Origin of the sequence: Nocardia pneumoniae NBRC 100136 (assembly GCF_000308755.1) — a bacterium.
In the GTDB taxonomy this organism is placed as follows: domain Bacteria; phylum Actinomycetota; class Actinomycetes; order Mycobacteriales; family Mycobacteriaceae; genus Nocardia; species Nocardia pneumoniae.
The window spans coordinates 1-26,380 of sequence record NZ_BAGF01000143.1 but is presented as its reverse complement, the minus strand read 5'-3'; the positions used below and the strand labels follow the sequence as shown (position 1 = coordinate 26,380).

The 26,380-nt window shown below is 69.3% G+C and carries 3 protein-coding genes; all 3 read left to right on the top strand.

Annotated features, from left to right (window positions below; genetic code table 11):
- Positions 1 to 1,044 precede the first annotated feature (1,044 nt).
- Entirely contained in the window at positions 1,045 to 1,308 is a 264-nt protein-coding gene (locus tag ON34_RS36440; protein WP_157172467.1) for a hypothetical protein, read from the top strand.
- Positions 1,309 to 1,398: 90 nt separating this feature from the next.
- A complete protein-coding gene (locus ON34_RS28980; protein ID WP_218003942.1) occupies positions 1,399 to 18,168 on the top strand; it encodes an SDR family NAD(P)-dependent oxidoreductase in 16,770 nt (5,589 codons plus the stop codon).
- Positions 18,169 to 18,178: 10 nt separating this feature from the next.
- A partial coding sequence (locus ON34_RS28975) for a type I polyketide synthase (protein ID WP_051023278.1) occupies positions 18,179 to 26,380 on the top strand: 8,202 nt, incomplete at its 3' end.

Sequence of the window (26,380 nt, the reverse complement as noted above, 5' to 3'; positions counted from 1 at the left end):
CGGACGCGCGGGTCGGCGAGTTTTCGTGCCGGCGATGAAGAAGACCGTTCGGGGTCGAGCGGATCCGCGCACCCACCGCTCGGTGGGCACAAGGCGTTGTGGGCTCGTTCCGAACGAGACCGCCGGACCGCGGCGACTGCCGAGCGTCGCGCCACCACCGATGATCCGGAAGTTCACTCGGCGAATCCTTCCCGGATGGACCCCGCGATGCCGGTCCGGACGTGACCTCGTCGCCGGGACGTTATCCGGTCGTCGAATTCGCCTGTCCGGATCCGGCAAGCCTCGTCGCCGGACGGCGCAACGCCCCGGCGGAGCCTTGAACCCGGAACCCCGTCAGCCTTCGGCCGAGCATTCGCACGACAGGCTCGGACTTCACTTTTGTTCACGCAACGCTGAACAGTATCTCGTTGCCGGGTAAGTGTGCCGTCGAAGCGGGAAGCGGCGCGCACAACCTGGCACTTCTCCGATCGTGGGCGCGAAAGCATCTTCGCCACAGTGAAACGATGCAGGCGTCGGCCGCACATTTTGTTCACCGATAGCTTCCGGTGACGGGTGTACACGTTCGCCATTCCTGTCGCGGTGTTCTTGGGGGATTCGACAGGAAATGATTCGGAGGGGCCGAGCATGAAGCTCTTCACCGAAAAGCGTGGTCGATGCCAACTGCCAGCAACGTCGTTGTTACGTCTCTGAGCGGCGCGGTTCGGAGTCGGCCTCGCGCACTCCGGACGATCGCGGCGCGGGTCCGGACTTGGGATCCGCAGCGGTACCGGAGGTCTCGGGACGCGGCTTGCCATCAGCATACGTAGGTAGCTTCGCGCACGACATCGCGGAAAGCTGTTCGGTGCCGAGCGTTCGCACCGTTCTTTCCGCGCCTGTGCGACCGGCCCGATTCCCCTCTGGTAGGCCGATGGAATCGCACCGAATCGACCGGACAATGAACGTTTCACATACCACTTGCGGGAAGTTGTAACGGCTGGCAGGCTAACCCTCAGCACGCGACTGGACGATCGTCCTGCCGCTTTGCTTGCCGAAGAAAGATTGCGCATGGGCTCTGGTTTCATCTTCTCAGCAATGGGAAACTGCATGCTCGCCACGGATAAAGGCTTGTGGTATGTTGAGCGCTCCGCAGTGTCGGCTTTTCCGTCAGTAAAGGTGCCGTCGAGATGCGGTCTCATGACCGCCGAGAAATACTCTCCTGCGGAATTCCGCGGTCGGATCGCTATTCACCGAAGACATCCGAAATCCGTGGCCGGTGATCCGGTCGCACTGGCTCGCGCCTCGACCGGCCACTTCGTCACTGATACCTGACCGAACGACTCGGTAGTTCTCGCCCAACCCGCGCCGCTGCTCGCGACGCCGGGTTTCTTTGTCGACCCTGCGATACCCGGGATGTGAAACGTGGACTCAAGCGCTGGTGACTCGTCCGACCGCATGTTGGAGTACTTGAAGAAGGTCACCGTCGAGCTCATGACGACTCGCGACGACCTGACCCGTTTGCGGGAGAAGATCGACGAGCCGATCGCGATCATCGGGATGAGCTGCCGCTATCCGGGCGGTGTCGAGTCGCCGGAGCAATTGTGGGAGCTGGTCGCGGCGGAAGTGGATGCCGTCGGCGAGTTCCCGGCGGACCGGGGTTGGGACCTCGAGGGGCTGTTCGACCCGGACCCGGACCGGTTCGGGAAGGTGTACACGCGGGAGGGCGGCTTCCTGCGTAATGCTGGTGATTTCGACGCGGGCTTCTTCGGCATCGGACCTCGGGAGGCGGCGGCGACGGACCCGCAGCAGCGGCTGCTGCTGGAGGCTTCCTGGGAGGCGCTGGAGAACGCCGGTATCGCCCCGACCTCCTTGCGGGGGAGCGATACCGGCGTGTTCGCCGGTGTGATGTACGAGGACTACGAGCACACCGCCAGGGCAGCCGGACCGACCGCGGAGGGCTATGCGGGTATCGGTTCGACGGGCAGCGTGGTGTCCGGCCGGGTGGCCTACACGCTGGGTCTGGAAGGCCCCGCCGTGTCGGTGGACACGGCGTGCTCGTCGTCGCTGGTGGCCATCCACCTGGCCTGCCAGGCGCTGCGTCGTGGCGAGACGTCGCTCGTGCTGGCCGGTGGCGTCACGGTGATGTCGACACCGTTCCTGTTCATCGAGTTCTCCCGGCAGCGGGGGTTGTCGCGGGACGGCCGGTGTAAGGCGTTCGCGGCGTCAGCCGATGGGGTGGGCTGGGGCGAAGGCGTGGGTGTGCTGGTGCTGGAGCGTTTGTCGGATGCGCGGCGTCTGGGGCACGAGGTGCTCGCGGTGATTCGTGGTTCTGCGCTGAATCAGGATGGGGCGAGTAACGGTTTGACCGCGCCGAATGGTCCCTCGCAGGAGCGGGTGATCGAGGCGGCCTTGGCCGCGGCGGGGTTGGCCGCGGCGGATGTGGATGCGGTGGAGGCGCACGGGACGGGGACGTCGCTGGGTGATCCGATCGAGGCGCAGGCACTCATCGCCGCGTACGGACAACAGCGGGGCGAACCCCTGCGGATCGGTTCCCTGAAATCGAACATCGGCCACTCGCAGGCAGCGGCGGGTGTGGGCGGTGTGATCAAGATGGTGCAGGCGTTGCGGCACGAGATGCTGCCGAGGACGCTGCATGTGGATGCTCCGTCGCCGCATGTGGATTGGTCGGCGGGGTCGGTGCGGTTGTTGACCGAGGCGGAGCCCTGGCCTGCGGGGGAGCGGGTGCGCCGGGCGGGTGTGTCGTCGTTCGGGATCAGTGGCACGAACGCGCATGTCATCGTGGAGGAATCGCCTGCCCCGGCGGTATCCGACGACGGCACGGCGGACAGCGACGCCGGCCCCGCGTGCGCGGCGACCATCGTGCCGTTGCTGGTGTCGGCGAAGACCGACGAGGCGCTTCGGGCCCAGGCGGCGCGGTTGCACGGGTGGCTGCTCGAGCATCCGGATGCCGACCCGTGGAGTGTGGCGTCCGCGCTGATCGAGACGAGGGCGCAGTGGAACCGGCGCGCCGCCGTCGTCGGCGGCGATCGCGAGCAGTTGCTGGCCGGGTTGGCGGACCTGGCGGCCGGTTCCTCCGGCGTGCTCGAAGGTGCGGCCGGACAAGGAAAGACAGCGTTCTTGTTCACCGGTCAGGGTGCACAGCGTGTCGGTATGGGGGCGGGGTTGTATGCCGCGTTCCCGGTGTTCGCAGCGGCGTTCGATGAACTGTGTGCCGAGTTCGATCGCGCGCTCGGGTCCGGTGTTTCGTTGAAGGACGTCGTTTTCGGGGCGGCGGGTGAGGATCTGTTGCACCGCACCGAGTACACCCAGCCTGCGCTTTTCGCGTACGAGGTGGCGTTGTTCCGGCTTGTGGAGTCGTTCGGGGTCACACCGGATGTGCTGATCGGTCATTCGATCGGTGAGTTGGTCGCGGCGTATGTGGCGGGTGTGTGGTCGACGGCTGACGCGTGTGCGTTGGTGGCGGCGCGGGGGCGGTTGATGGGGGCGCTACCCGAAGGCGGCGCCATGCTCGCGGCGGCGGTGACCGAGCAGCGGGCCATGGAGATCACGGCTGACTTCGGAGACCGGTTGTCGGTGGCGGCCGTGAACGGTCCGTCGTCGGTGGTGTTCTCCGGCGACGCGGACGCCGTCGAGCAGGTCGAGCGCCAACTGTCCGCTGAGGTGGTCAAGACTTCGCGGCTGCGCGTCAGCCATGCGTTCCATTCCGCGCGGATGGATCCGATGCTGGCCGATTTCCGCGCCGTCGCGCAGCGGCTGACGTACCGGACGCCCACGGTCGCGGTGGTGTCCAATGTCTCCGGCGTGCTCGCGGAATCCGCGCTCATCGACCCGGGCTATTGGGTCGAGCAAGTGCGCGGTTGCGTGCGGTTCGCGCCCGGTGTGGACGCTCTCGTGGCCGCCGGAGTCCGCCGCTTCGTCGAGATCGGCCCGGACGCGGTGCTGGCGGCGACGACGCGGCGCTGCCTGGCCGAACACCCCGAGGCCGAAGCCGATTCGATGGTGACCGCGGCCTCACGTCGCTCGGCCGACGAGGTGACACAGTACGTCACCATGCTCGCGCAAGCCCACATCGCCGGTGTCGAGGTGAATTGGCGCCCGCTGTTCGCGGGCCGGACGCCGTCCCGGGTGTCGTTGCCGACCTATGCGTTCCAACGTCAGCGGTACTGGTTGGAGCCACTCGGAGTCGAGGCGTCACTGATGTCATCGGATCATCCGATGCTCACCGGCGCCGTGCCGTTGGCGGGGCGGGACGAATGGCTGTTCACCGGCCGGCTGTCGTTGCGGACGCACCCGTGGCTGGCCGACCACGTCGCCTTCGGATCGGTGCTGCTACCGGGCACCGCCTTCGTGGAACTGGCGCTGACCGCGGGTGCCCGGCTCGGCACCGAGTTCATCGACGAACTGCTGCTGGAAGCGCCGCTGCTGCTCGCCGACGACACCGCGATCGATATCCAGCTGACCGCCGAACCCGCCGACGATGCGGGCGCACGCCGGTTCGTCATCTATTCGCGTGCGGTCGGAAACGGGGATGTGGATGCGGGCGAATGGGTTCCGCATGCCAACGGTGTCCTCGTCCCCGCCGCGGAGCGTGTGCCCGCGTGGGTTGAATGGGGATGGCAGACCTCGGCGGAGGGCGCGCAATGGCCGCCCACTGAAGCCGACCCGGTGCCGGTGGCCGACCTGTACGACCAGTTGGCGCACCTGGGGTTCGATTACGGTCCGGTGTTCCAGGGCGTCACCTCGGCCTGGCGCGACGGCGACGACCTGTTCGCCGAAGTGTCGCTCGCAGCCGCGTCCGCCGAGCACACACCAGCTTTCGGAGTCCATCCCGCCCTGCTGGACGCCTCCTTCCATACCGCGATCACCGAGCTCGCGCAGGACATGCCCGCAGGCAGGCTGCCGCTGCCGTTCTCGTTCGCCGGAGTGCGCCTGTACCGCGGCGGGGTGGCCGCCCTCCGGGTGCGTCTGGAACGGTCCGGAGCCGGCCGCATTCGGGTGGCCGCTTTCGACGACACCGGTGCGCCCGTGCTGAGCATCGAAGCGCTCACCGCTCGCCCGGTGGATGCCAAGGCGCTCACCCGTGGAACCGATCGCGGTGCGTCCCTGTCGGACCTCGAATGGGTGCCGGTGCCCGCGGTCGCGGGCGGGATGGCCGCGACGGTCGCGCTGCTCGGCGCCGCGCGTGTCGCGGGCGCCGCTCGCCACGCTGCGGTACCTGCCGACCTCCTCGGCGACCAGGCACCGCCGGAGATCGTCGTCTGGTCACCGGGCGGGGACGGTCCGGTCGCCGGCGATACGACCTCGCGGACACACACCTGGGTGCGGTCGGCACTGGAGTTGTTGCAGGCGTGGCAGGCCGAGGAACGCCTGCGCGATACCCGGCTGGTGATCCTGACCAGAGGTTCCGTCGAGCTGCCGGGTGAGACTCCGGACGTGGCGGGTGCCGCGGTGGGCGGGCTGGTCCGCAGCGCCCAGGCCGAATATCCCGGGCGGTTCGTTCTCCTCGACGCTGTCGCCGGGCAGGATCCGACAATCGAGGCCGTCACGGCGGCGGCGCGCTCGGAGGAGCCGCGGCTGGCCTGGCGCGGCGGCGCGCTGCTGGTCCCGCGGCTGCGCAGACAGCACGCGGCGGCGACGGTCGAGGGCACGGTGTTCGGAGCCGGCGCGGTTCTGATCACCGGTGGCACAAGCGGTCTCGGGGCCGAGGTGGCCCGCCACGTCGTCGCGGAGCACGGTGTGCGACGCCTGGTGCTGGTGTCGCGCCGGGGTGACCGCGCCGACGGGGCGGCTGCGCTGGTCAGCGAGCTCACCGCTGCGGGCGCGCAGGTGCGGGTGGCGGCCTGCGATGTCAGCGACCGCGCCGCGCTGGCGGCGCTGCTCGCCGAACTCTCCGGCGACTTCGCGCCGAGTGCGGTGATCCATTCCGCAGGCGTCCTGGACGACGCCACCATCGAGAACTTGGCCGCCGACCGGCTCGACCGGGTACTGGCGTCGAAGGCGGACGCCGCATGGCATCTGCACGAACTGACCAGTGATCGGGAGCTCTCCGCGTTCGTCCTGTTCTCGTCGGTCGCCGGTGTGGTGGGCGCGCCCGGCCAGGGCAACTACGCCGCGGCGAACGCGTTCCTGGACGCGCTGGCGTCCCGGCGTCGGGGAGCGGGCCTGCCCGCGGTATCGATCGCGTGGGGATCGTGGAATCAAAGCAGCGGCATGACCAGCGGCCTGGATGACGCTGCGATGGTACGGATGGGCCGGCTGGGCGTGCGGCCGTTGGAGACGGCCGATGGTTTGACGCTGTTCGATCGCGCGGTCGCCGCGCCGGTGCCGGTTGTCATCGCGACCGAGTTCGACACCGATGCCCTGGCGGTCCAAGCGCGCGAAGGCGCCTTGCCCCGACTACTGCACTCGGTCGTCCCGGTGCCGGTGCGGCGGGCCGTCGATACGGGCGGGACGTTGGCGCGCCGACTGGCCGCGGCGCCGGAGCAGGAGCGTGCGGCAATTGTGCTGGACGTCGTGCGCGAACAGGTCGCAGGCGTGCTGGGGCACATTTCCGGCGATGCCATCGACCCCACCGCACCGTTCAGCGAGATCGGGTTCGATTCCCTGGCGGGGGTCGAGTTCCGCAACCGGCTGGCCAAGGCCACCGGCGTACAACTGCCCTCGACGCTTGTCTTCGATCACCCGACCGCCGCGGCGGTGGCGGCATTCGTGCGCTCGCGGGTGGACGAGGCGACGGAGACCGACGCAGGCCGGCCCGCGCGGGTGACGCGCCGGATCCGTACCGACGAGCCGATCGCGATCGTCGGGATGAGCTGCCGGTATCCGGGCGGTATCGCCTCGCCGGACGGCCTGTGGGAGCTGGTGGCTTCCGGTGCGGACGCGATCGGCGAGTTTCCCACCGATCGCGGGTGGGATCTGGACCGACTGTTCGATCCCGACCCCGACCACCCGGGAACCTCCTACCTGGACCGAGGCGGGTTCCTCTCCGGCATGGCGGATTTCGACGCGGGCTTCTTCGGGATAGGTCCGCGCGAGGCGGCGGCGATGGATCCACAGCAGCGGCTGCTGCTGGAGGCTTCCTGGGAAGCGCTGGAGCACGCCGGTATCGATCCGTCGTCACTGCGGGGCAGTGACACCGGCGTGTTCACCGGGGTCTCCTATCAGGACTACGAGGAGATCGCCAAGGCCGCGGGTTCGGTGGCCGAAGGCTACATCGGTACCGGCTCGACGAGTAGCGTGCTCACCGGTCGCGTGGCCTACACATTCGGATTCGAGGGCCCGGCGGTCACGGTCGACACCGCCTGCTCCTCCTCGCTGGTGGCCATCCATCTGGCCTGTCAGGCGCTGCGCCAAGGGGAGAGTTCGCTGGTCCTGGCCAGTGGCGCCCAGGTGATGTCGACGCCGTTCATGTTCGTCGAGTTCTCGCGCCAGCGCGGGCTTTCGCGGGACGGGCGGTGCAAGGCCTTCTCGGCTTCCGCCGATGGTGTCGGTTGGGCCGAAGGCGTGGGTGTGCTGGTGCTGGAGCGGCTGTCGGACGCGCGCCGGCTCGGTCACGACGTGCTCGCGGTGATCCGGGGCTCGGCGGTGAATCAGGACGGGGCGTCGAACGGGCTGACCGCGCCGAACGGTCCGTCGCAGGAACGGGTGATCGCGGCGGCGCTGGCCGGCGCCGGGCTGGCTCCCGAGGATGTGGACGCGGTGGAAGCGCACGGTACGGGCACACCGCTGGGTGACCCGATCGAAGCGCAGGCGCTGATGGCCACCTACGGGCAGGGGCGGACCGAGCCGCTGTGGGTCGGGTCGTTGAAGTCGAATATCGGGCATGCCCAGGCCGCCGCCGGCATCGGTGGCGTGATCAAGATGGTGCAGGCGTTGCGGCACGAGATGCTGCCGAAGACCCTGCATGTGGACGCTCCGTCGCCGCACGTGGACTGGTCGGCGGGGGCGCTGCGGTTGCTGACCGAACAGCGGCCCTGGCCGGCCTCGGTCGAGCGGGTGCGCCGGGCTGGTGTGTCCGCGTTCGGGATCAGCGGCACCAACGCCCATGTGATCGTGGAGGAGGCACCTGCGGCACCGCAGCGCGCGTCGGCGCCGAAACCGGCCGGAACGCCGCCCACGGCGCCGGGAGTTCCACTGCTGGTGTCGGCGAAAACCGAGGCGGGGCTGCGGGCGCAGGCCGCTCGGTTGCGCGAGTGGATCGAGGCCCGTCCCGACGTCGACCTGGTGGACGTGGCCCATTCGCTGCTGACCACGCGGGCCCGATTCGATCGGCGCGCCGCGGTGGTCGCGCGCGACCGCGAGGCGATGCTGGCCGGGCTGGCGGATCTGGCGATCGGTACGGCGTCGCCGGGAGTGGCCGAGGGCCGACCCGTCGGCGGGAAGATCGCGTTCTTGTTCACCGGGCAGGGGGCGCAGCGAGTCGGCATGGGCGCCGGGCTGTATGCGACGTTTCCAGTCTTCGCGGCGGCGTTCGACGAACTGTGCGCCGAGTTCGACGGCCTGCTGGAATTCCCGGCGCCCGGAATGTCGCTGAAGGACATCGTCTTCGGCGCCGCGGGCGCGGATCTCCTGCACCGCACGGAGTACACCCAACCCGCGTTGTTCGCCTACGAGGCGGCGATGGTGCGGTTGGTCGAGTCCTTCGGGATCACCCCGGATGTGCTCATCGGGCACTCGATCGGTGAGCTGGTCGCCGCGTACGTGGCGGGGATGTGGTCGGCCGCCGACGCGTGCGCTGTGGTGGCCGCGCGCGGCCGGCTGATGGGCGCGCTGCCGTCCGGGGGCGCGATGCTGGCCGCCGCGATGTCCGAGGAGCGGGGCGCCGCGGCCATCGCCGGATACCGCGGCCGACTGTCGATCGCGGCGGTGAACGGTCCGTCCGCGATCGTGATCTCCGGTACCGAGGCAGCCGTCGCCGAGCTGGAACCGGCGCTGGCCGCGGAGGGGATCAAGACGTCGCGGTTGCGGGTCAGCCACGCGTTCCACTCGGCATTGATGGAACCGATGCTGCCGGAATTCGAGGCGATGGCCGCCGGTCTGGACTACGGGAGCCCGCTGTTGCCGGTGGTGTCGAACGTGTTCGGCGTCGTCGGAGGCGAAGCGCTTGCCGACTCCCTGTACTGGGCCGGTCACGTCCGCGACACCGTCCGCTACGCGCCGGGGGTCGACACGCTGGTGGACCTGGGTGTCCGGAAGTTCTTCGAGGTGGGCCCCGATGCGGTGCTGACGGCGATGACCCGTCAGTGCCTGCCCGACGATGTCGGGTCGCAGTCCGTCGTGGCGGCGGCGAGCCGGCGCGGAGTCGATGAGGTGACGCAGTTCTCGGCGTTCCTTGCGCACGCACACAACGCGGGGATAGACGTGGACTGGGGGCCGTTGTTCGCGGGCCGAGACCCGATGCGGGTCTCATTGCCGACGTATGCCTTTCAGCATCAACGTTTTTGGCTGGATGCCGTGGGCGCGGGAGATGTCCGCGCCTCGGGCCTGGACCTCGTGGAGCATCCGCTGCTGAGTGCGGCCGTCTGGCTGCCGGACTCCGCGGGAGTCGTGCTGACCGGCCGGTTGTCCTTGTCGAGTCAGCCGTGGGTGGCCGATCACGTGATCGGCGGGACGGTGCTGCTTCCCGGCACGGCGTTCGTCGAGCTGGCACTGCACGTCGGGGCGATGACCGGTAGTCCGCGACTGGCCGATCTGGTGGTGACCGCGCCGCTGGCCGTGCCGCCGGACGGCGCGGTCGAGCTGCGGGTGATGGCGACCGGGCACGACGATGCGGGCGCACGGGTTGTGTCGGTGTATTCGCGCCCGCAACGTGACGCCGGACCGGGGCAGGCGGAGTGGGTTCGCCATGCGACGGGAACTCTTGTCGCGCAATCGCCGTCGTCCGAGATCGGGCAGGCGATGATGACGGAGAGTTGGCCACCGGTCGGAGCGGTGCCGGTGGATATCGGCGATGTCTACACGGATCTGGCTGCGCGCGGCTACGCGCACGGGCCGTGGTTCCAAGGATTGACCGCGCTGTGGCGGCGTGGCGACGAGGTATTCGCGGAGGCGAATCTGCCGGAGCTGGAGCATTCGTCGGACCGGTTCGGGATACACCCGGCGCTGTTGGACGCGGCACTGCACGCGGTTGCCGTATCCGGGTTGATCGAGCCGCCCGGTGCGGGCGAGATCCGTGTGCCCTATTCGTGGGAGAACGTGGACATGCACGCCGTCGGGGCCAGGTCGGTGCGGGTCCGGTTGGCCGCGGCCGAGTCGAGTTCTGCCGGAGACGACAATCAGCGGGTCACGGCGACGCTCACCGACTCCGGCGGGGTGCCGGTCTGTCAGGTCTCGGCATTGACCATGCGTCCGATCCCGATCGGAACGCTGGGCGCGTCCGGTGCCGCCGCCGCGGGCCGCGACATCTACCAACTCCGCTGGGTCTCGTTGCCCGTGCCCAAGCGCGGTGATTTCGGCACCGACGATCGAACAGCGGATGAGCAATGGGTGAGCACCGACGAGTGCGAGACAGTGACGGTCGGCGGTAGGTCGGCAGGCGTCATTCGACTCGAGGGCGCCCCGGCGGATGCGGACCTGCCGGGTTCGGTTCACGATCGGCTTGTCGATGCGGCGGCGCGGGTGACCGAACTCCTGGCACGGCAGGAATCGGTCGTCGTGGTGACCAGGCATGCGGTCGCTGTGAACGCCGGTGAACCGGTGGATCTCGCCGGCGCGGCAGTGTGGGGTCTGCTGCGGAGCGGCCAGAACGAGAATCCGGGTCGGATCACGATCGTCGACGTGGACCGCTGGGACGACTACCGCGATGGGGTCGTCGCCGCTTTGGGCATCACGGACGAATTTCAAGTGGCACTGCGCGGTGGCGTGCCGTATGCGCCGCGGTTGAGTCGTCGCGGTCGAGACACCGGCAAGAACGAAGTCACTGTCGCGTCGCGGGTCCGGTCCGATGGCACGGTGTTGATCACCGGCGGCACCGGCGGGCTGGGGGCGGTGGCGGCTCGGCATCTTGTCGTCGAGCACGGCGTGCGGAGGCTGCTGCTGGCAGGTAGGCGCGGCCCGACCGCGCCCGGTGTCGCCGATCTCGTGGCCGAACTGACCGCGCTCGGCGCACAGGTGGACGTGGTCGCCTGCGACGTGGCCGACCGAGTGGCGCTCGACGGGCTGTTGTCCGCGATCCCGCCGGAGTATCCGCTGACCGGCGTTGTACACGCGGCGGGCGTACTGGCCGACGGTCTGCTCGCTGACCTGACCCCGCGGCAGTTGGCGACCGTGTTGCGGCCCAAGGTCGACGCGGCATGGAATCTGCACGAGGCCACGAAGCATCTCGATCTGTCGATGTTCGTGCTCTACTCTTCGATCGCGGGCACGATCGGTAGTCCGGGTCAGGCCAACTACGCGGCGGCGAACACATTCCTCGACGCCCTGGCCCAGCATCGGCACCACAATGGTCTGCCGGCGACGTCCGTTGCGTGGGGGCCCTGGCGCGGTACCAGCGGTATGACGAGCACCCTCACGGAGGCGGACTTCGCGCGTATTCGACGGGAAGGTCTGGTCCCTCTCGACGACTCCTACGGGATGTCGCTGCTCGACGCCGCCGTGTCCGCCGGTCTCTCGACGATTGTGGGCGTGCGTCTCGACGTGGCGGCACTCACTGCACAGGCGGCCTCCGGAGCACTGCCCAGAACGCTCAGCTCCTTGGTCACCGTGCCGCACCGGTCCGCGAGCGTGGCGTCGTTGGCGCAGCGGCTGGCTGGCACACCCGAATCCGACCGCGCGGACGCTGTGCTCGGCGTTGTTCGCAATCACGTCGCCGCGAGCCTCGGACACGAGTCGGGGGACATGATCGGTGCGGAAGTTCCGTTCACGGAACTGGGTTTCGACTCGTTGGCGGGTGTCGAGTTCCGTAATCGGCTCGCCAAGGCCACGGGATTGCAACTGCCGTCCACCCTCGTCTTCGACTACCCAACCGCCAAGGCGGTGGCGACGTTCATTGTGTCCAAGCTCGGGGACGCGCCCCGCGCCGAACGACGCAATAAGCAGATCGTGCGCCGAGTACAGACCGACGAGCCGATCGCCATCGTGGGGATGAGCTGTCGTTATCCCGGCGGCGTCGGATCCGCGGACCAACTGTGGGATTTGGTGGCGTCCGGCAGGGATGCGATCACACCATTCCCCTCCGACCGGGGCTGGGACCTCGAGCGGCTGTTCCACCCGGACCCGGACAATCCCGGAACCACGTACGTCCGGGAAGGCGGATTCTTGACCGACGCGGGCGCTTTCGACGCCGGTTTCTTCGGCATCAGCCCCCGCGAGGCGAGGGCAATGGATCCGCAGCAGCGGCTGATGCTGGAGGCCGCATGGGAGGCCTTGGAAGACGCGGGTATCGATCCGATATCGCTGCGCGGCGGCGATACCGGTGTGTTCGTCGGTGCGACTCCGTCCGGCTATGTCGAGCGGGTAGTCGGCGAACACGAAGGTTTTCGGATGACCGGCAATTCGGACAGCGTGATCTCCGGCCGTGTCGCCTACGTGTTCGGCTTGCAGGGACCGGCGATGACGGTGGACACCGCATGCTCGTCCTCACTGGTGGCGCTGCATCTGGCGTGCCAGGCGCTGCGCCAGGGCGAGACGTCGCTGGCGCTGGCAGCCGGTGTCTCGATCTCGGGTACCCCGGAGCTGTTCGTGGACTTTGCGCGCCAGCGGGGTTTGTCGCCTGATGGGCGGTGCAAGTCGTTCTCCGCTGGCGCGAACGGGGTGGGCTGGTCGGAGGGCGTCGGTGTGCTGGTCATCGAGAGGTTGTCGGATGCGCGGCGGTTGGGACACGACGTTCTTGCCGTGATCCGGGGTTCGGCGGTGAATCAAGACGGTGCGAGCAACGGTTTGACCGCGCCGAATGGTCCCTCGCAGGAGCGCGTGATCGCGGCGGCACTGGCGGTGGCTGGACTGGATCCGACCGATGTGGACGCGGTGGAGGCGCACGGCACAGGCACGCCGCTGGGGGATCCGATCGAGGCGCAGGCGTTGATCTCCGCGTACGGGCAAGGACGCGCGGAGCCGCTGCGGATCGGGTCGTTGAAGTCGAACATCGGGCACACGGTCGCGGCCTCGGGTGTCGGGGGCGTGATCAAGGTCGTGCAGGCGTTGCGGCATGAGATGCTGCCGAAGACGTTGCATGTGGACGCGCTGTCGCCACATGTGGATTGGTCGGCGGGGTCGGTGCGGGTGCTGACCGAGGCGGAACCCTGGCCTGCGGGAAAGCGGGTGCGCCGGGCAGGGGTCTCGTCGTTCGGGATCAGCGGCACCAATGCGCACGTGATCCTGGAGGAAGCGCCGACGTTCGCGCGGCACGAAGAGTCCTCGACAGCCGACCCCGCACCCGCGGCTGTCGATTCGGTGGCCTGGCTGGTGTCGGCGAAATCCGAGGCAGCCTTGCGGGCCCAGGCGGATCGGTTGCGGGCATGGCTGATCGAGCGTCCTGATGCTGATGCGCGCGCCGTCGCGCGCTCGTTGATCGGCACACGCGCGCAGTTGGACTGGCGTGGCGCGGTGGTCGGCCGCGATCGGGAGCAGTTGCTGGCTGGGTTGGCGGATCTGGCGTCAGGATCGGTGTCGTCGTCGGTGGTGTCCGGTGTGCCGGTCAAAGGTCGGACAGCGTTTCTGTTCACGGGTCAGGGTGCACAGCGGGTGGGAATGGGGGCGGGGCTTTATCGGGCGTTTCCCGTTTTCGCGGCGGCATTGGATGAGGTTTGCGCGGAGTTCGATCCGCTGTTGGGCAGGTCGTTGCGGGAAGTGATGTTCGCTGATCCGGCGGGACTGTTGGATCGGACCGAGTTCACGCAGCCGGCGTTGTTCGCGTTCGAGGTGGCGTTGTTCCGATTGGTGGAGTCGTTCGGGATCGCTCCGGATGTGTTGGTGGGGCACTCGATCGGTGAGCTGGTGGCGGCGTATGTGGCGGGGGTGTGGTCGCTTGCGGACGCGTGTGTGTTGGTGGCGGCGCGGGGTCGGTTGATGGGGGCGTTGCCCGAGGGCGGGGCAATGCTCGCAGCAGCCATAACCGAGCAGCGCGCCGTCGAGATCGCGGCGGCATATGGGAATCGGTTATCGGTGGCGGCCGTGAACGGTCCGTCCTCGGTGGTGCTGTCCGGTGACGCGGACGCTGTCGCGGAGGTACAGCGGCGGTTGTCCGAAGAGGGAGTCAAGACGTCGCGGTTGCGGACGAGCCACGCGTTTCATTCCGCGCGCATGGATCCGATGCTCGCCGAGTTCAGCGCGGTTGCCGACAAGGTGACCTACCGGGAGCCGCTGCTGCCGATCGTGTCGAATACGACCGGCGCCGTGGGCGACGCGTACACCGATTCCGCGTACTGGGTCGGACAGGTTCGTGCCGCGGTCCGGTTCGCACCCGCAGTCCGGTCGCTCGCCGACCTCGGCGTTCGCCGAATCCTCGAAGTAGGACCCGACGCCGTGCTGACGGCCATGACCCAGCAATGCCTGAGCGACGACGGTGATGGCACGGCCGGATGGCTGGTGTCACCGGCGGGTCGGCGCGGGTTCGACGAGGCGGCTTGGTTTCTGACGTTTCTGACGCAGCTTCACGTGGCCGGGATGGACGTGGACTGGAATTCGTTGTTCGCGGGGAGCTCTGTTGCTCGAGTACCGTTGCCGTCCTATGCCTTCCAGCATCAGCGTTATTGGCTGGACGCGCCGCGTTCGATTGCGGTGGGCAATGTCGAGCATCCGATTTTGATCGATGCGGTGCCGGTGGCAGGCAAGGACGAGTGGCTGTTCACCGGAAAGCTGTCGGACGCCGGTCATCGGTGGATCGCCGATCATGTCGTGTTCGGGACGGTGGTGGTGCCCGCGACGACATATCTGGAGCTGGTGTCGGCGATCGGTGCGCGGCTGGGTGTGGGAATTGTCGAGGAACTGCTGCTGGACATTCCGCTGGGCATCGGCGATCGCACTGTCGATCTGCAGGTCGGTGTCGAGGCGGCCGGACCGGATGGGCGGCGACGCTTCACGATCTATTCCAGGCCCGAGCGGGTCGAAGGTGCCGACGCGTGGGTACCGCACGCCCGCGGTGTGCTGGCTCCCGTCTCGACAGCGGACACCGCGCCGAAATGGGATGAGCCGGTGTGGCCGCCCGCGGGTGCGGAGGAACTCGATGTGCAGACTCTGTATCGACGGATCGCCAGTTTGGGAATGGAATACGGTCCGGCGTTCCGTGGTGTGCGCGCGGTGTGGCGGCGAGGGGCGGAGATCTTCGCCGAGGTGTCGTTGGATGAGGCGACGGCTGGGCAGGCGACAGGGTTCGGGATCCATCCGGCGTTGTTCGACGCGTGCCTGCATCCCGGGGTCGACTTCCTCATGGAGGACATCCCCGCGGGCCGGGTTCCGTTGCCGGTGTCGTTCAGCGGCGTGCGGCTGTCGCGGACAGGTTCTCGGCCGGTCCGACTTCGCGCCGCGCTGCTCGGCAGCCATCGGATTCGGATGGATGTGGTGGATGAGTTCGGCGAACCAGTGGTGAGCGCGGACTCCGTGGTGGTGCACCCTGTCGAGCGGCGCACGGTGGACCGTATTCGCCCGGGTGGCGATTCGTCGTCGCTGTATGGCATCGAGTGGGTGCCGGTGACCCCAGTGCCTGCCGGGCCGGTGGACTCGATGGCGGTGCTCGGCGCCGGGAGTGTGCCGGGGATCGATCGTCGGTTCGCCGGCGTGCGCGAACTGGCGGCTGCCGACGACCGTGTCGGATCAGTCGCCTGGGTGATCGACGGCGACGAATCGGGCGTCGGGAATCCCGCACAGGCAAGTCGGCGGGTCGTGCACGAGACCCTGGATCTGCTGCGGTCGTGGCTGTCGGAATCGCGGCTCGCCGAGACACGGCTGATCGTGGTGACGCGAAACGCGTCAGGCCTGTCGGGGGAGTCGCCCGATCCGGTTCCCGCGGCGGCTGCGGGGTTGCTGCGCAGCGCGCAAGCGGAGCACCCCGGACGAATCGTGCTCCTCGATCGCGACAGCGAGATCGACGCCGGGATCGTGTCGGCGGTCATGGCCACCAGAGAGCCCCAAGTGGCGGTACGGGATGGTCGCTTGCTGGCGCCGCGGTTGCGCGGGCGGTCAGCACTCAGCGATACGAGCGGTCGCGTCTCGACACAGCCGGTTCCGGCCGACACGTCGTTCGGGCCGGGGACGGTGATGGTGACCGGGGGCACCGGCGGGTTGGGTGCGCTCGTGGCGCGGCATTTGGTGACCGAACACGGAGTGCGCCGGATGTTGCTGGTATCGCGGCAGGGCCGCGACGCCGAGGGCGTAGCAGAGTTGGTCGCGGAGCTGTCCGCGCGTGACGCCGTGATCGACGTGGCGGCGTGCGATGTGGCGGATCGGGATGGCCTCGAGGCGGTACTGGCGGAAATCCCGTCGGAATTCCCGTTGTCCGGAATCGTCCATGCGGCGGGCGTAGTGGACGACGGCACCGTCGAGACCTTGACCGCTGAGCAGGTGGATCGGGTGTTCCGTCCGAAAGCGGACGGAGCGTGGTTGTTGCACGAATTGACCCGCGATTCGGATCTGTCCGCGTTCGTAGTGTTCACGTCGGTCGCCGGGGTGACGGGTTCGCCGGGACAAGGCAATTACGCTGCGGCGAATGCCTTCGCGGACGCGATGATTCGACTGCGGCGGGCGGCAGGCATGCCGGGTGTGTCGGTGGCCTGGGGCCCGTGGAACGCCAGCAGCGGGATGACCGCAGACCTGGGTGCGGCCGGATTGATGCGACTGCGGCGATTGGGGGTTCGCCCGCTCGGCCAAGCGACCGGGCTGGCGATGTTCGACGCGGCAGTCGTCGCTGACTCAGCCCTGGTGGTCGGTGCCGAATTCGACGCGGCGGGATTGGCGGAGCAAGCGGAGACGGGTGCGCTGCCGAAGGTGCTCAGTTCGCTGGTGTCGGTGCCGGAGCCCGCGCGCGGGAACGGCGGGTCGCTGGAAAGGCGGCTGGCGTCGGCGGCGGTCGGCGAGCGCGATGAGGTCGCGCTGGCGGTGGTGCGTGAGCAGGCAGCCGCGGTATTGGGGCACGCCTCCGCCGAGGCGATCGATCCAGGGGCTCCGTTCACGGAGTTGGGTTTCGATTCGCTGGCGGGAGTCGAGTTCCGAAACCGGCTCGCCAAGTCCACCGGTTTGTCGCTGCCTTCCGCCGTTGTCTTCGATCACCCCACCGCTCGTGCACTGGCCGACTATCTTTCCGCCCGGATAGCCGAAACCATGCACACGACGGTGGACACATACACCGTGCCGCGTATGGATTCCGGGATCCGCGGTGCGCTCACCGATCTGGTTGTGACAGCGCACCGGCGCGGTCAGGTCGGCGTCGCGATACCGCTGTTACTGGAGACCGCCAAGCTCGCGGACACGTTCGCTACCGCCGGTGAATTGCTCGTGCGGCCGACTCCGATTCCATTGAGCAGGGGTACATCCCAGCCCGCGCTGATCTGCGTGCCGTCGTTCGTGGTCGGTACCGGACCGCATCAGTTCGGTCGGCTGGCGCGCGAGCTCGGTGCCGACCGCACGATGGCCGCGCTGCGCCTTCCGGGGACCCAGCCCGGGGAACCGCTGCCCAGGTCATGGGATGCGTTGCTGGACTGTCTGGCGATGGCCGTGGCCGAGGTCGGCGACCGGCAGCCGATCGTTCTCGTCGGCTATTCGGCAGGCGGTGTGATCGCGCATGCGCTGGCACATCGCCTGGAGCAGAGTGGGCGCGGGCCTGCGGGGGTGATCTTGCTCGACTCCTATTCGCCCGACGATGCCGAGCACAACCATCGGATCCTCGCGAGTGCGGTCGGCGCCGTGCTCGACCTGGACCATGAGGTCACCGAGATCGGTGATCATGGCTTGGTCGCCATGGCGAAGTACGCGCAGATATTCGACGAACGGCAACCCGCGTCGATCACCGCGCCGACGTTCGATCTGCGGGCATCGACTCCGCTGCCCGGGCTGGATGACATCGCCGAACCAGTGCCCGCATGGCTGCACGCGGGCAAGACGGTCGAAATCGAGGCGGACCATTTCTCGATCATCGGAGCGGCGTCGTCCGCGGCGGCGGACGAGATACGGCGCTGGCTTGCCGAACTCGGCGACGCCGAGTCGAGCACGATCGTGACGCGTGGCATCGAAGAAGCGAGATAGAGGAATTCCCATGGTTGAACCAGCGAATGAGATCGCCATCGTTGGAATGTCGTGCAGGATGCCAGGAGCTCCCGACCTCGAGCACTTCTGGCGATTGCTGCGCGAGGGACGCGATGCCGTCGGATCGGCTCCCGCCGACCGCCCCGAAATAGATGAGACGGCGGGATTCCTCGATTCGGCGACAGAATTCGACGCCGGCTTCTTCGGCGTGCCGCCGAATGAGGCCAATTCGCTCGATCCGCAACAGCTACTCGGTCTCGAACTGAGCTGGGAAGCGTTGGAAGACGCCGGATTCGGCGACCGCACCGGAGCGCGGGCAGGTGTGTTCTTGGGTTGCACCGGCACCGATTTCGCCGAGATTGTCGCGTCACAAGGAAAATCCGGCGTCGGTCGGCATTCGTTGTGGGCGGTCGGCCGAGGAGTTACCGCGAACCGAATCTCGAATTACTACGGTTTCACCGGGCCGAGCTTGGTCGTCGACAGCGGGCAGTCCTCGTCCTTGGTCGCGGTGCACCTGGCCTGCGAGTCGATCCGCGGGGGCGAATGCGACGTGGCCGTGGCGGGCGGGCTCAATCTCATTCTGTCTCCGCTGAGTGGCCACCGGTACGAACTGTTCGGCGCGCATTCGGCGACGGGGAAATGCCACACCTTCGACGAGGAGGCCGACGGCACCGTCCGCGGCGAAGGCGGCGGCATGATCGTGCTCGAGCCGGTGGCGCGTGCGATCGCGGCCGGACACCGGATCTACGCCGTCATCCGAGGCAGTGCCGTCAACAACGGCAACGAGCGGCAGGTGTTGAGCGCCCCCAGCGCCGCCACCCAAGCCGCCGTCATCCGGGCCGCCCTGACGGCGGCCCGGATCGACGGCTCATCAGTGCAGTACGTGGAGTTGCACGGCACCGGTACGCCCGCGGGCGACCCGGTCGAGGCGGCGGCCCTGGGCGAGACGTACGGCGCGAACCGTCCGGCGGGTGAGCCGCTGGCCGTCGGGTCGGTCAAAACCAACATCGGGCATCTGGAAGGCGCCGCGGGAATCGCGGGGTTGATCAAGACCGCACTGTGCCTGCGGCACGGGCAGCTGGCGCCCAGCTTGAACTTCCGCTTACCGAATCCCCGGATCCCGCTGGATGACCTCGGGCTGCGGGTGCAGACCAGCACGCAGCCGTGGGCAGGCGATGTGCCGCGCCGGGCCGGTGTGTCGTCGTTCGGGATGGGCGGGACGAACGCGCACGTGATCCTCGAGCAGGCGCCCGCCACGGCCCCCGTCGAGGTGACCGGCGCGCGCCGCGAGCTCCGGCCCGCGGTGTGGGTCCTGTCGGCTCACAGCCGGGAAGCATTGCGCGAGCAGGCTGTTCGTCTGCGTGATTGGCTGGTGGAGAACCCGCGGGCCGGTACCGCCGAGGTGGCGTACTCGCTGGCCCATACCCGGACGCCGTTGGAGTGGCGGGCAGCGGTGGTGGGCTCCGGCGCCGATCGGATGAGTGCCGGGCTCGCCGCCCTGGCCGAATCGGCGCCCGATCCGGCGGTCGGCGATTTCACGGTGGTGTCCGGTCGGGCCGCGTCGCGCCGGGTGGTGTTCGTGTTCCCGGGCCAGGGCAGCCAGTGGGTGGGCATGGGCGCCGGACTGCTGGCGTCGGACGAGGTCTTCGCGGCGTCGATCGCTGAATGCGAAGTGGCGCTGGCGCCGTTCGTGGACTGGTCGTTGACCGACGTGCTGCGGGGGACGCCGGGCGCCGCCTCGCTGGATCGCGTGGATGTGGTGCAGCCGGTTCTGTTCGCGATGCTGGTATCGCTGGCACGGCGGTGGCAGGCCGCCGGTGTGCGACCGTCCGCCGTGGTGGGTCATTCCCAGGGCGAGATCGCGGCCGCGGTGGTGGCCGGTGGACTGTCGCTCGAGGACGGGGCGCGCGTGGTGGCGCTCCGGTCGCGCGCGGTCGCGGAACTACTGGCGGGCTCGGGTGGTATGGCGTCGGTCGGCTTGCCGGGCGACGCGGTCGCGGACCGGCTGGCGGCCTTCGGTGGGCGGCTATCGGTGGCAGCGGTGAACGCTCCCGGCCAGACCGTGGTGTCCGGGGCGGCCGACGCGATCGAGCAATTCCTCGCCGATTGCGCGGCCGAGGGTGTCTGGGCGAAACGTATTCCGGTGGACTATGCGTCGCATTCGGCGGCGGTGGAACGGATTCGCGACCAGGTGCTGGCCGACCTGGCGCCGATCCAGCCGAAAACCGGTGATATTCCGTTCTTCTCGACGGTGACGGCCGAGTTCGTGGACACGGCCGGACTGGACGCGGCGTACTGGTATCGCGGGTTGCGTGAGCAGGTGCGCTTCGCCGAAGCGATCGAAGCGTTGCTGCGCGCGGAGATGACGGCGTTCGTGGAGACGAGTCCGCATCCGGTGGTCGCCACGGCGATCGAACTGGTGGCCGAGGCGCTGGGCGCGGCCGACCGGGTGGCGGTGTGCGGCACACTGCGGCGTGGCCACGGAGGGCCCGAGGAGTTCGCCGCGGCGTCGGCCCGGGCATACTGCGCGGGTATCGACGCGGTGGCGGCGGAGTTGGCCCCGCCCGCCGCGCGGGTGGATCTGCCGGTCTACGCGTTTCAGCGCCGCCGGTGCTGGACACCGGAGGCCGGGGCCGGCGCGGGCGCCGCGGATATGCGCCGCGCCGGGCTGATCGCGCCGGATCATCCGATACTGGCCGCCGCGGTGCCGGTGGCGGAGCGCGACGAATGGCTGTTCACCGGGCTCCTGGCCCCCGATACCCACCGCTGGCTGGCGGATCACCTCGTCTTCGGGGCGCCCGCGGTGCCCGCGGCGGTATGGCTCGAGACCGCGTTGAGCGTGGGCGTCCGGGTGGGCGCCGCGCAGGTCGAGGAACTGCGGATCGAGGCGCCGCTACCGGCGAACCTGCCGTGGGCGATCCAGATGCGCGTCGCGGCGGCCGACGAGAGCGGGCGGCGGGCGTTCACCGTCCACGCCCGCCCGGCCACCGGCGCCGACCACGCTGCCACGGAATGGTCTCGGTGCGCGCAGGGGGTGCTGGCCGCAGACCGCGACGCGATCCCTGTCCGGCCGGGCGTCGAATGGCCGCCCGCCGGGGCCGAGCCCGTGTCCGCCGAAGGACTGTACGACCGGCTGGCTGGTCGTGGGCTCGGCTACGGCGTGGCGTTCCAAGGAGTCACGGCGTCCTGGCTGCGAGGCGGCGAGGTATTCGCCGAGGTGTCGCTCGATGAGTCGGTGGGCGATCGGGGCCGGTTCGGCATCCATCCCGCGCTGCTCGATGCCATGGCGCACGCCGCGACGGATCTGCTCGCCGACGACTCGCCCGCCCGGACCCCGATGCCCGTGTCGTTCACCGGCGTTCAGCTGTGCCGCGACGGTGTCGCCGCCGCCCGGGTGCGGATCGAGCGGGTCGGCGCGGACACCGTGCGCGTGACGGCCTTCTCCGAGGACGGCGACCCGGTTGTCGTGATCAGGTCGCTGCGGCTGCGCATCGTCGACCGGGTGGTCGACGAGTCCCCGTCGGAGGTGGCCGCGTCCGCGCCAGCCGTTGTTCCCGCCCGCCGGAGGCGTGCCGCGGTGGAGGGTCCGCTGGCGCCGCGGCTGTTCGCCGTTCCTGAGCCGGAGCGGGACGCGCTGGTGTTGAAAGTCGTCGCCGAGCAGGCGGCGGCGGTACTCGGCTACGAGTCGGCCGGGGCTGTTCCGGCCGATCTGCCGTTCACGGCGTTCGGATTCGACTCGCTGAGCGGAGTGCAGTTGCGCGACCGGCTGGCCGCCGCCACCGGGCTGGCACTGCCCGCGACGCTGATGTTCGACTACCCCACGCCCACCGCGGTGGCGCGGCTGGTGCGTGCCCGGATCGAAGGGGTGGATCTCGCCGCGCCGCGCATCGTGCGCCGCACCCGATCCGACGAGCCGATCGCCATCGTCGGGATCGGCTGCCGCTTCCCCGGTGGCGTCGGATCGGCCGAGGATCTGTGGCGTCTCGTCGCGTCCGGAACCGACGTGATCACGCCTTTTCCCGATGACCGTGGGTGGGATCTGGAGCGGCTGTTCCATCCCGATCCGGATGAGCCGGGCACGGTCTATATCCGGGAAGGCGGATTCCTGGCCTCTGCGGCGGATTTCGACGCCGGGTTCTTCGGTATCGGGCCGCGTGAGGCGGCGGCGATGGATCCACAGCAGCGGCTGATGCTGGAGGTCGCCTGGGAGGCACTGGAGGACGCGGGCCTCGATCCTGCCGCGCTACGCGGTACGGACACCGGCGTGTACGTCGGCGCCTGCGCCTCGGGCTACGCGGAAGGCGTGACGGGGGAGTACGAAGGTTTCCGGCTGACCGGAACGTCGCACAGCGTGATCTCCGGCCGCGTGGCCTATGCCTTCGGCCTGGAAGGCCCGGCGGTCACGGTCGACACCGCCTGTTCCTCGTCGCTGGTCGCGCTGCATCTGGCTTGTCAGGCGCTGCGTCAGGGCGAGACCTCCCTGGCGTTGGCCGGTGGGGTCAGTATCTCGGCGAGTCCGGCGCTGTATGTCGACTTCGCGCGCCAGCGGGGGTTGGCGGCGGACGCGCGGTGCAAACCGTTCTCCGCCGCGGCCGATGGCGTGACCTGGTCCGAGGGTGTCGGTGTGCTGGTCGTCGAACGACTCGCCGACGCCCGCCGCCTCGGGCACCGGGTCCTGGCCGTCGTGCGCGGTAGCGCGATCAATCAGGACGGTGCGAGCAATGGCCTGACCGCGCCCAACGGTCCCTCGCAGGAGCGGGTGATCGCGGCGGCGCTGGCCGACGCGGGGTTGACGCCGGCGGATGTGGACGCGGTCGAGGCGCACGGAACCGGCACCGCACTGGGCGATCCGATCGAAGCGCAGGCGCTCATCGCGGCATACGGCGCCGAACGGGCGCAACCGCTGCGCATCGGATCGGTGAAATCGAATATCGGTCACGCCGTCGCGGCCGCGGGTGTCGGTGGTGTGATCAAGATGGTGCAGGCATTGCGGCACGAAACTCTGCCCAAGTCACTGCATCTCGACGCGCCGAGCCCGCATGTGGACTGGTCGGCGGGGTCGGTACGGCTGCTGACCGAGCCGGAGCCCTGGCCGGCCGGTGACCGGATGCGTCGTGCCGGGGTGTCGTCGTTCGGGATGAGCGGGACGAACGCGCACCTGATCCTCGAGGAGGCGCCGCCGCCCGCGGCTCCGGCCGAAAGCCCTGGCACCGCAAATGATCCGGGTGATCGTCATCGGAGTGTCCGGACGTGGACCATATCCGCGCGCACCCCGGAGGCCCTGCGGACACAGGCCGTTCGGCTCATTGAATGGCTTACCGCGCGGGACGACGTGAACGTGGCGGATGTGGCGCACACTCTGCTGCGGCACCGCGCGCAGCTGGAATATCGCGCGGCGGTCGTCGGGCACGAACTCGATGATCTGCGGTCCGGGCTCGAAAGTCTGGCGGGATCCGCGTCCACCGAGAGCGATTCCGTGGTCACCGGCCGGGCCGCGGCGCGGCGGGTGGCGTTCGTGTTCCCGGGTCAGGGCAGCCAGTGGGTGGGCATGGGCGCCGAACTGCTCGCCGCTGACCAGGTTTTCGCCGACTCGATCGCGGAATGCGAGGCGGCGCTGGCGCCGTTCGTGAACTGGTCGTTGACCTCGGTACTGCGGGGAGAGCCGGGCGCGGCGGCATTGGACCGGGTGGATGTGGTGCAGCCCGCGCTTTTCGCGGTGCTGGTGTCGCTGGCGCGAGTGTGGCGGGCGAGCGGGGTGGAGCCCGCGGCGGTGGTGGGGCATTCGCAGGGCGAGATCGCGGCGGCCGTGGTCGCGGGCGGGCTTTCACTCGCCGACGGTGCGCGTGTGGTCGCCGTCCGGTCCCGGATCGTGGCCGAGGAACTGGCGGGAGCCGGTGGCATGGTGTCGGTCGGTTTGGCGGCAGACGCGGTCGCGGACCGGCTGACCGGGTTCGGGGACCGGTTGTCCGTGGCGGCGGTGAACGGGCCGGGGCAAACCGTGGTGTCGGGGGAGATCTCGGCCGTGGACGAATTCCTGGCGGCCTGCGCGACCGACGGCGTGTGGGCGAAACGTATTCCGGTGGACTACGCGTCGCATTCGGCCGCGGTGGAGTCCATCCGCGATCGGGTACTGGCGGAGCTGGCTCCGGTCGCGCCGGTGTCCGGTGCGGTGCCGTTCTTCTCGACCGTGTCCGCGGACTATGTCGACACCGTGACGCTGGACGCCGCCTATTGGTATCGCGGCCTGCGCGAGCCTGTCCGGTTCGCCGAGTCGGTCGAAACTCTGCAACGCGCGGGTGTGAACGCCTTCATCGAGGTCAGCCCGCACCCGGTGCTGACGGTCGGGATCGAGCTGACAGCGGACGCCCTGGGCGCGTCCGGCCGTGTCGCCGTCCTGGGCACCTTGAAACGCGAGCACGGGGGGCCGGAACAGCTCTCGCTCGCTCTGGCGCGCGCTCACTGTGCCGGTATCGGCGTGGCGGCACCGGCATTGGCGCCCGTCGCCACCCGGGTGGACCTGCCGCGGTACGCGTTCGAGCACAAGCGGCACTGGCTGGCGCCTGTCGGGATGCCGGATATTCGGCAGTCTGGCCTGGACGAGGCGGCGCATCCGTTGCTGGCGGCGATGGTGCGGTTGCCGGACACGGACGAGGCCGTGTTCACCGGCAGACTGTCGCGCGCGGCATATCCGTGGCTGTCCGATCACGCTGTCGCGGGTGTGGCTTTGTTGCCGGGCGCCGCATTCGTGGAGCTCGTCCTGCATGTAGGGGCGGTGGTCGAGTGCACGCGGTTGTCGGAACTGGTGCTGGAGGCACCCCTGGTGGTGCCGTCGTCGGGGACCGTCGAGCTACGGGTGGTGGCCGGTGCTCCGGACGAGTCGGGCATGCGCAGGGTGTCGGTGTATTCACGGTCGGATGAGGTCGCATCCCGCGCCGAGCGCGGTCCGGCCGACCGGATCTCGGAGGGGGACTCACCGCGGTGGGTCCGGCACGCCGCCGCCACGATCATCGCCGAAACGGATGCGGCTGTGGTCTCGGCCGTGGCCGTGCGCCCACCGGCCGGTGTGGCCGCGGTCGATGTTGCCGGTGTTTACGCGGAGCTGGCCGAGCGTGGCTACGAATACGGTCCCCTGTTCCAGGGGCTGACCGCCCTGTGGCGCGGTGACGGCGAAGTCTTCGCCGAAGTGACGCTGCCGGAACCGGGCCGGGCCGGGGTCGCCGAATTCGGGCTGGATCCGGCGCTTCTGGACGCGGCGTTGCATTCGGTTCTGCTGGGTGGGCTCGTATCCGACGCGCCGGAGGGGACGGTCGCGGTCCCGTTCTCCTGGGAGGACGTCAGGTTGTACGCGACGGGAGCGACCACGCTGCGGGTCCACGCGGCCGTGTCCGGGTCCACGGCCGCAGGACCTCGGATCGCGGTGACCCTCACCGATTCATCGGGTATGCCGGTGGCCGAGGTGGGCGGTTTGACTATGCGCCCTATCCCGGTCGAGGCACTCGGACGGTCCCGGCCGACGAGCGAGGGACTCGGCTACCGGGTGGAGTGGGTCGCGTTGTCCGCGTCGGAGGACGAGGCCGCGGACACCGGAGTCTGGCGTGAAGCAGAGGACGGCGAGACCGTGACGATCGCGGGGCGGGTGGCGACGGTGATCCGGCTCGACGAGGCCGCCGACCGCGCTCTGCCGGGGTCGGCACGTGATGTGGTGACCACGGTGACCACGCGGGTGCAGCGGGTGCTGGATCGGGAGGACCCGATCGTCGTGGTCACCCGGCAGGCCGTGGCGGTGCATCCCGGCGAGCCGCTGGATCTGTCCACGGGGGCGGCGTGGGGGTTGCTGCGTACCGCCCAGAGCGAGCATCCGGACCGGATCGTCCTCGTCGACGTGGACGACTGGGCCGGTTACCGGCGCGATGTCGCCCTCGCGATGACGACGAGGGCCGAGCCCCAGTTCGCCGTCCGTCGTGGTATCCCGCACGTCCCGCGCCTGCGACGGGCCGCAGGCGACCTCGGGAACGCGAGTGCGGCGATGCGGGCTCCGGCGTGGGCGCTGGCCCACCACGGCAAGGGCACCTTGACCGGCGACAACCTGACGCTGGTCGAGACGCCGGAGGCATTGCGGGCCCTCGGCCCCGGCGAGGTCCGGGTGGCGTTGCGGGCGGTCGGTCTCAATTTCCGCGACGCCCTGATCGCTCTGGGCATGTATCCGCAGTCC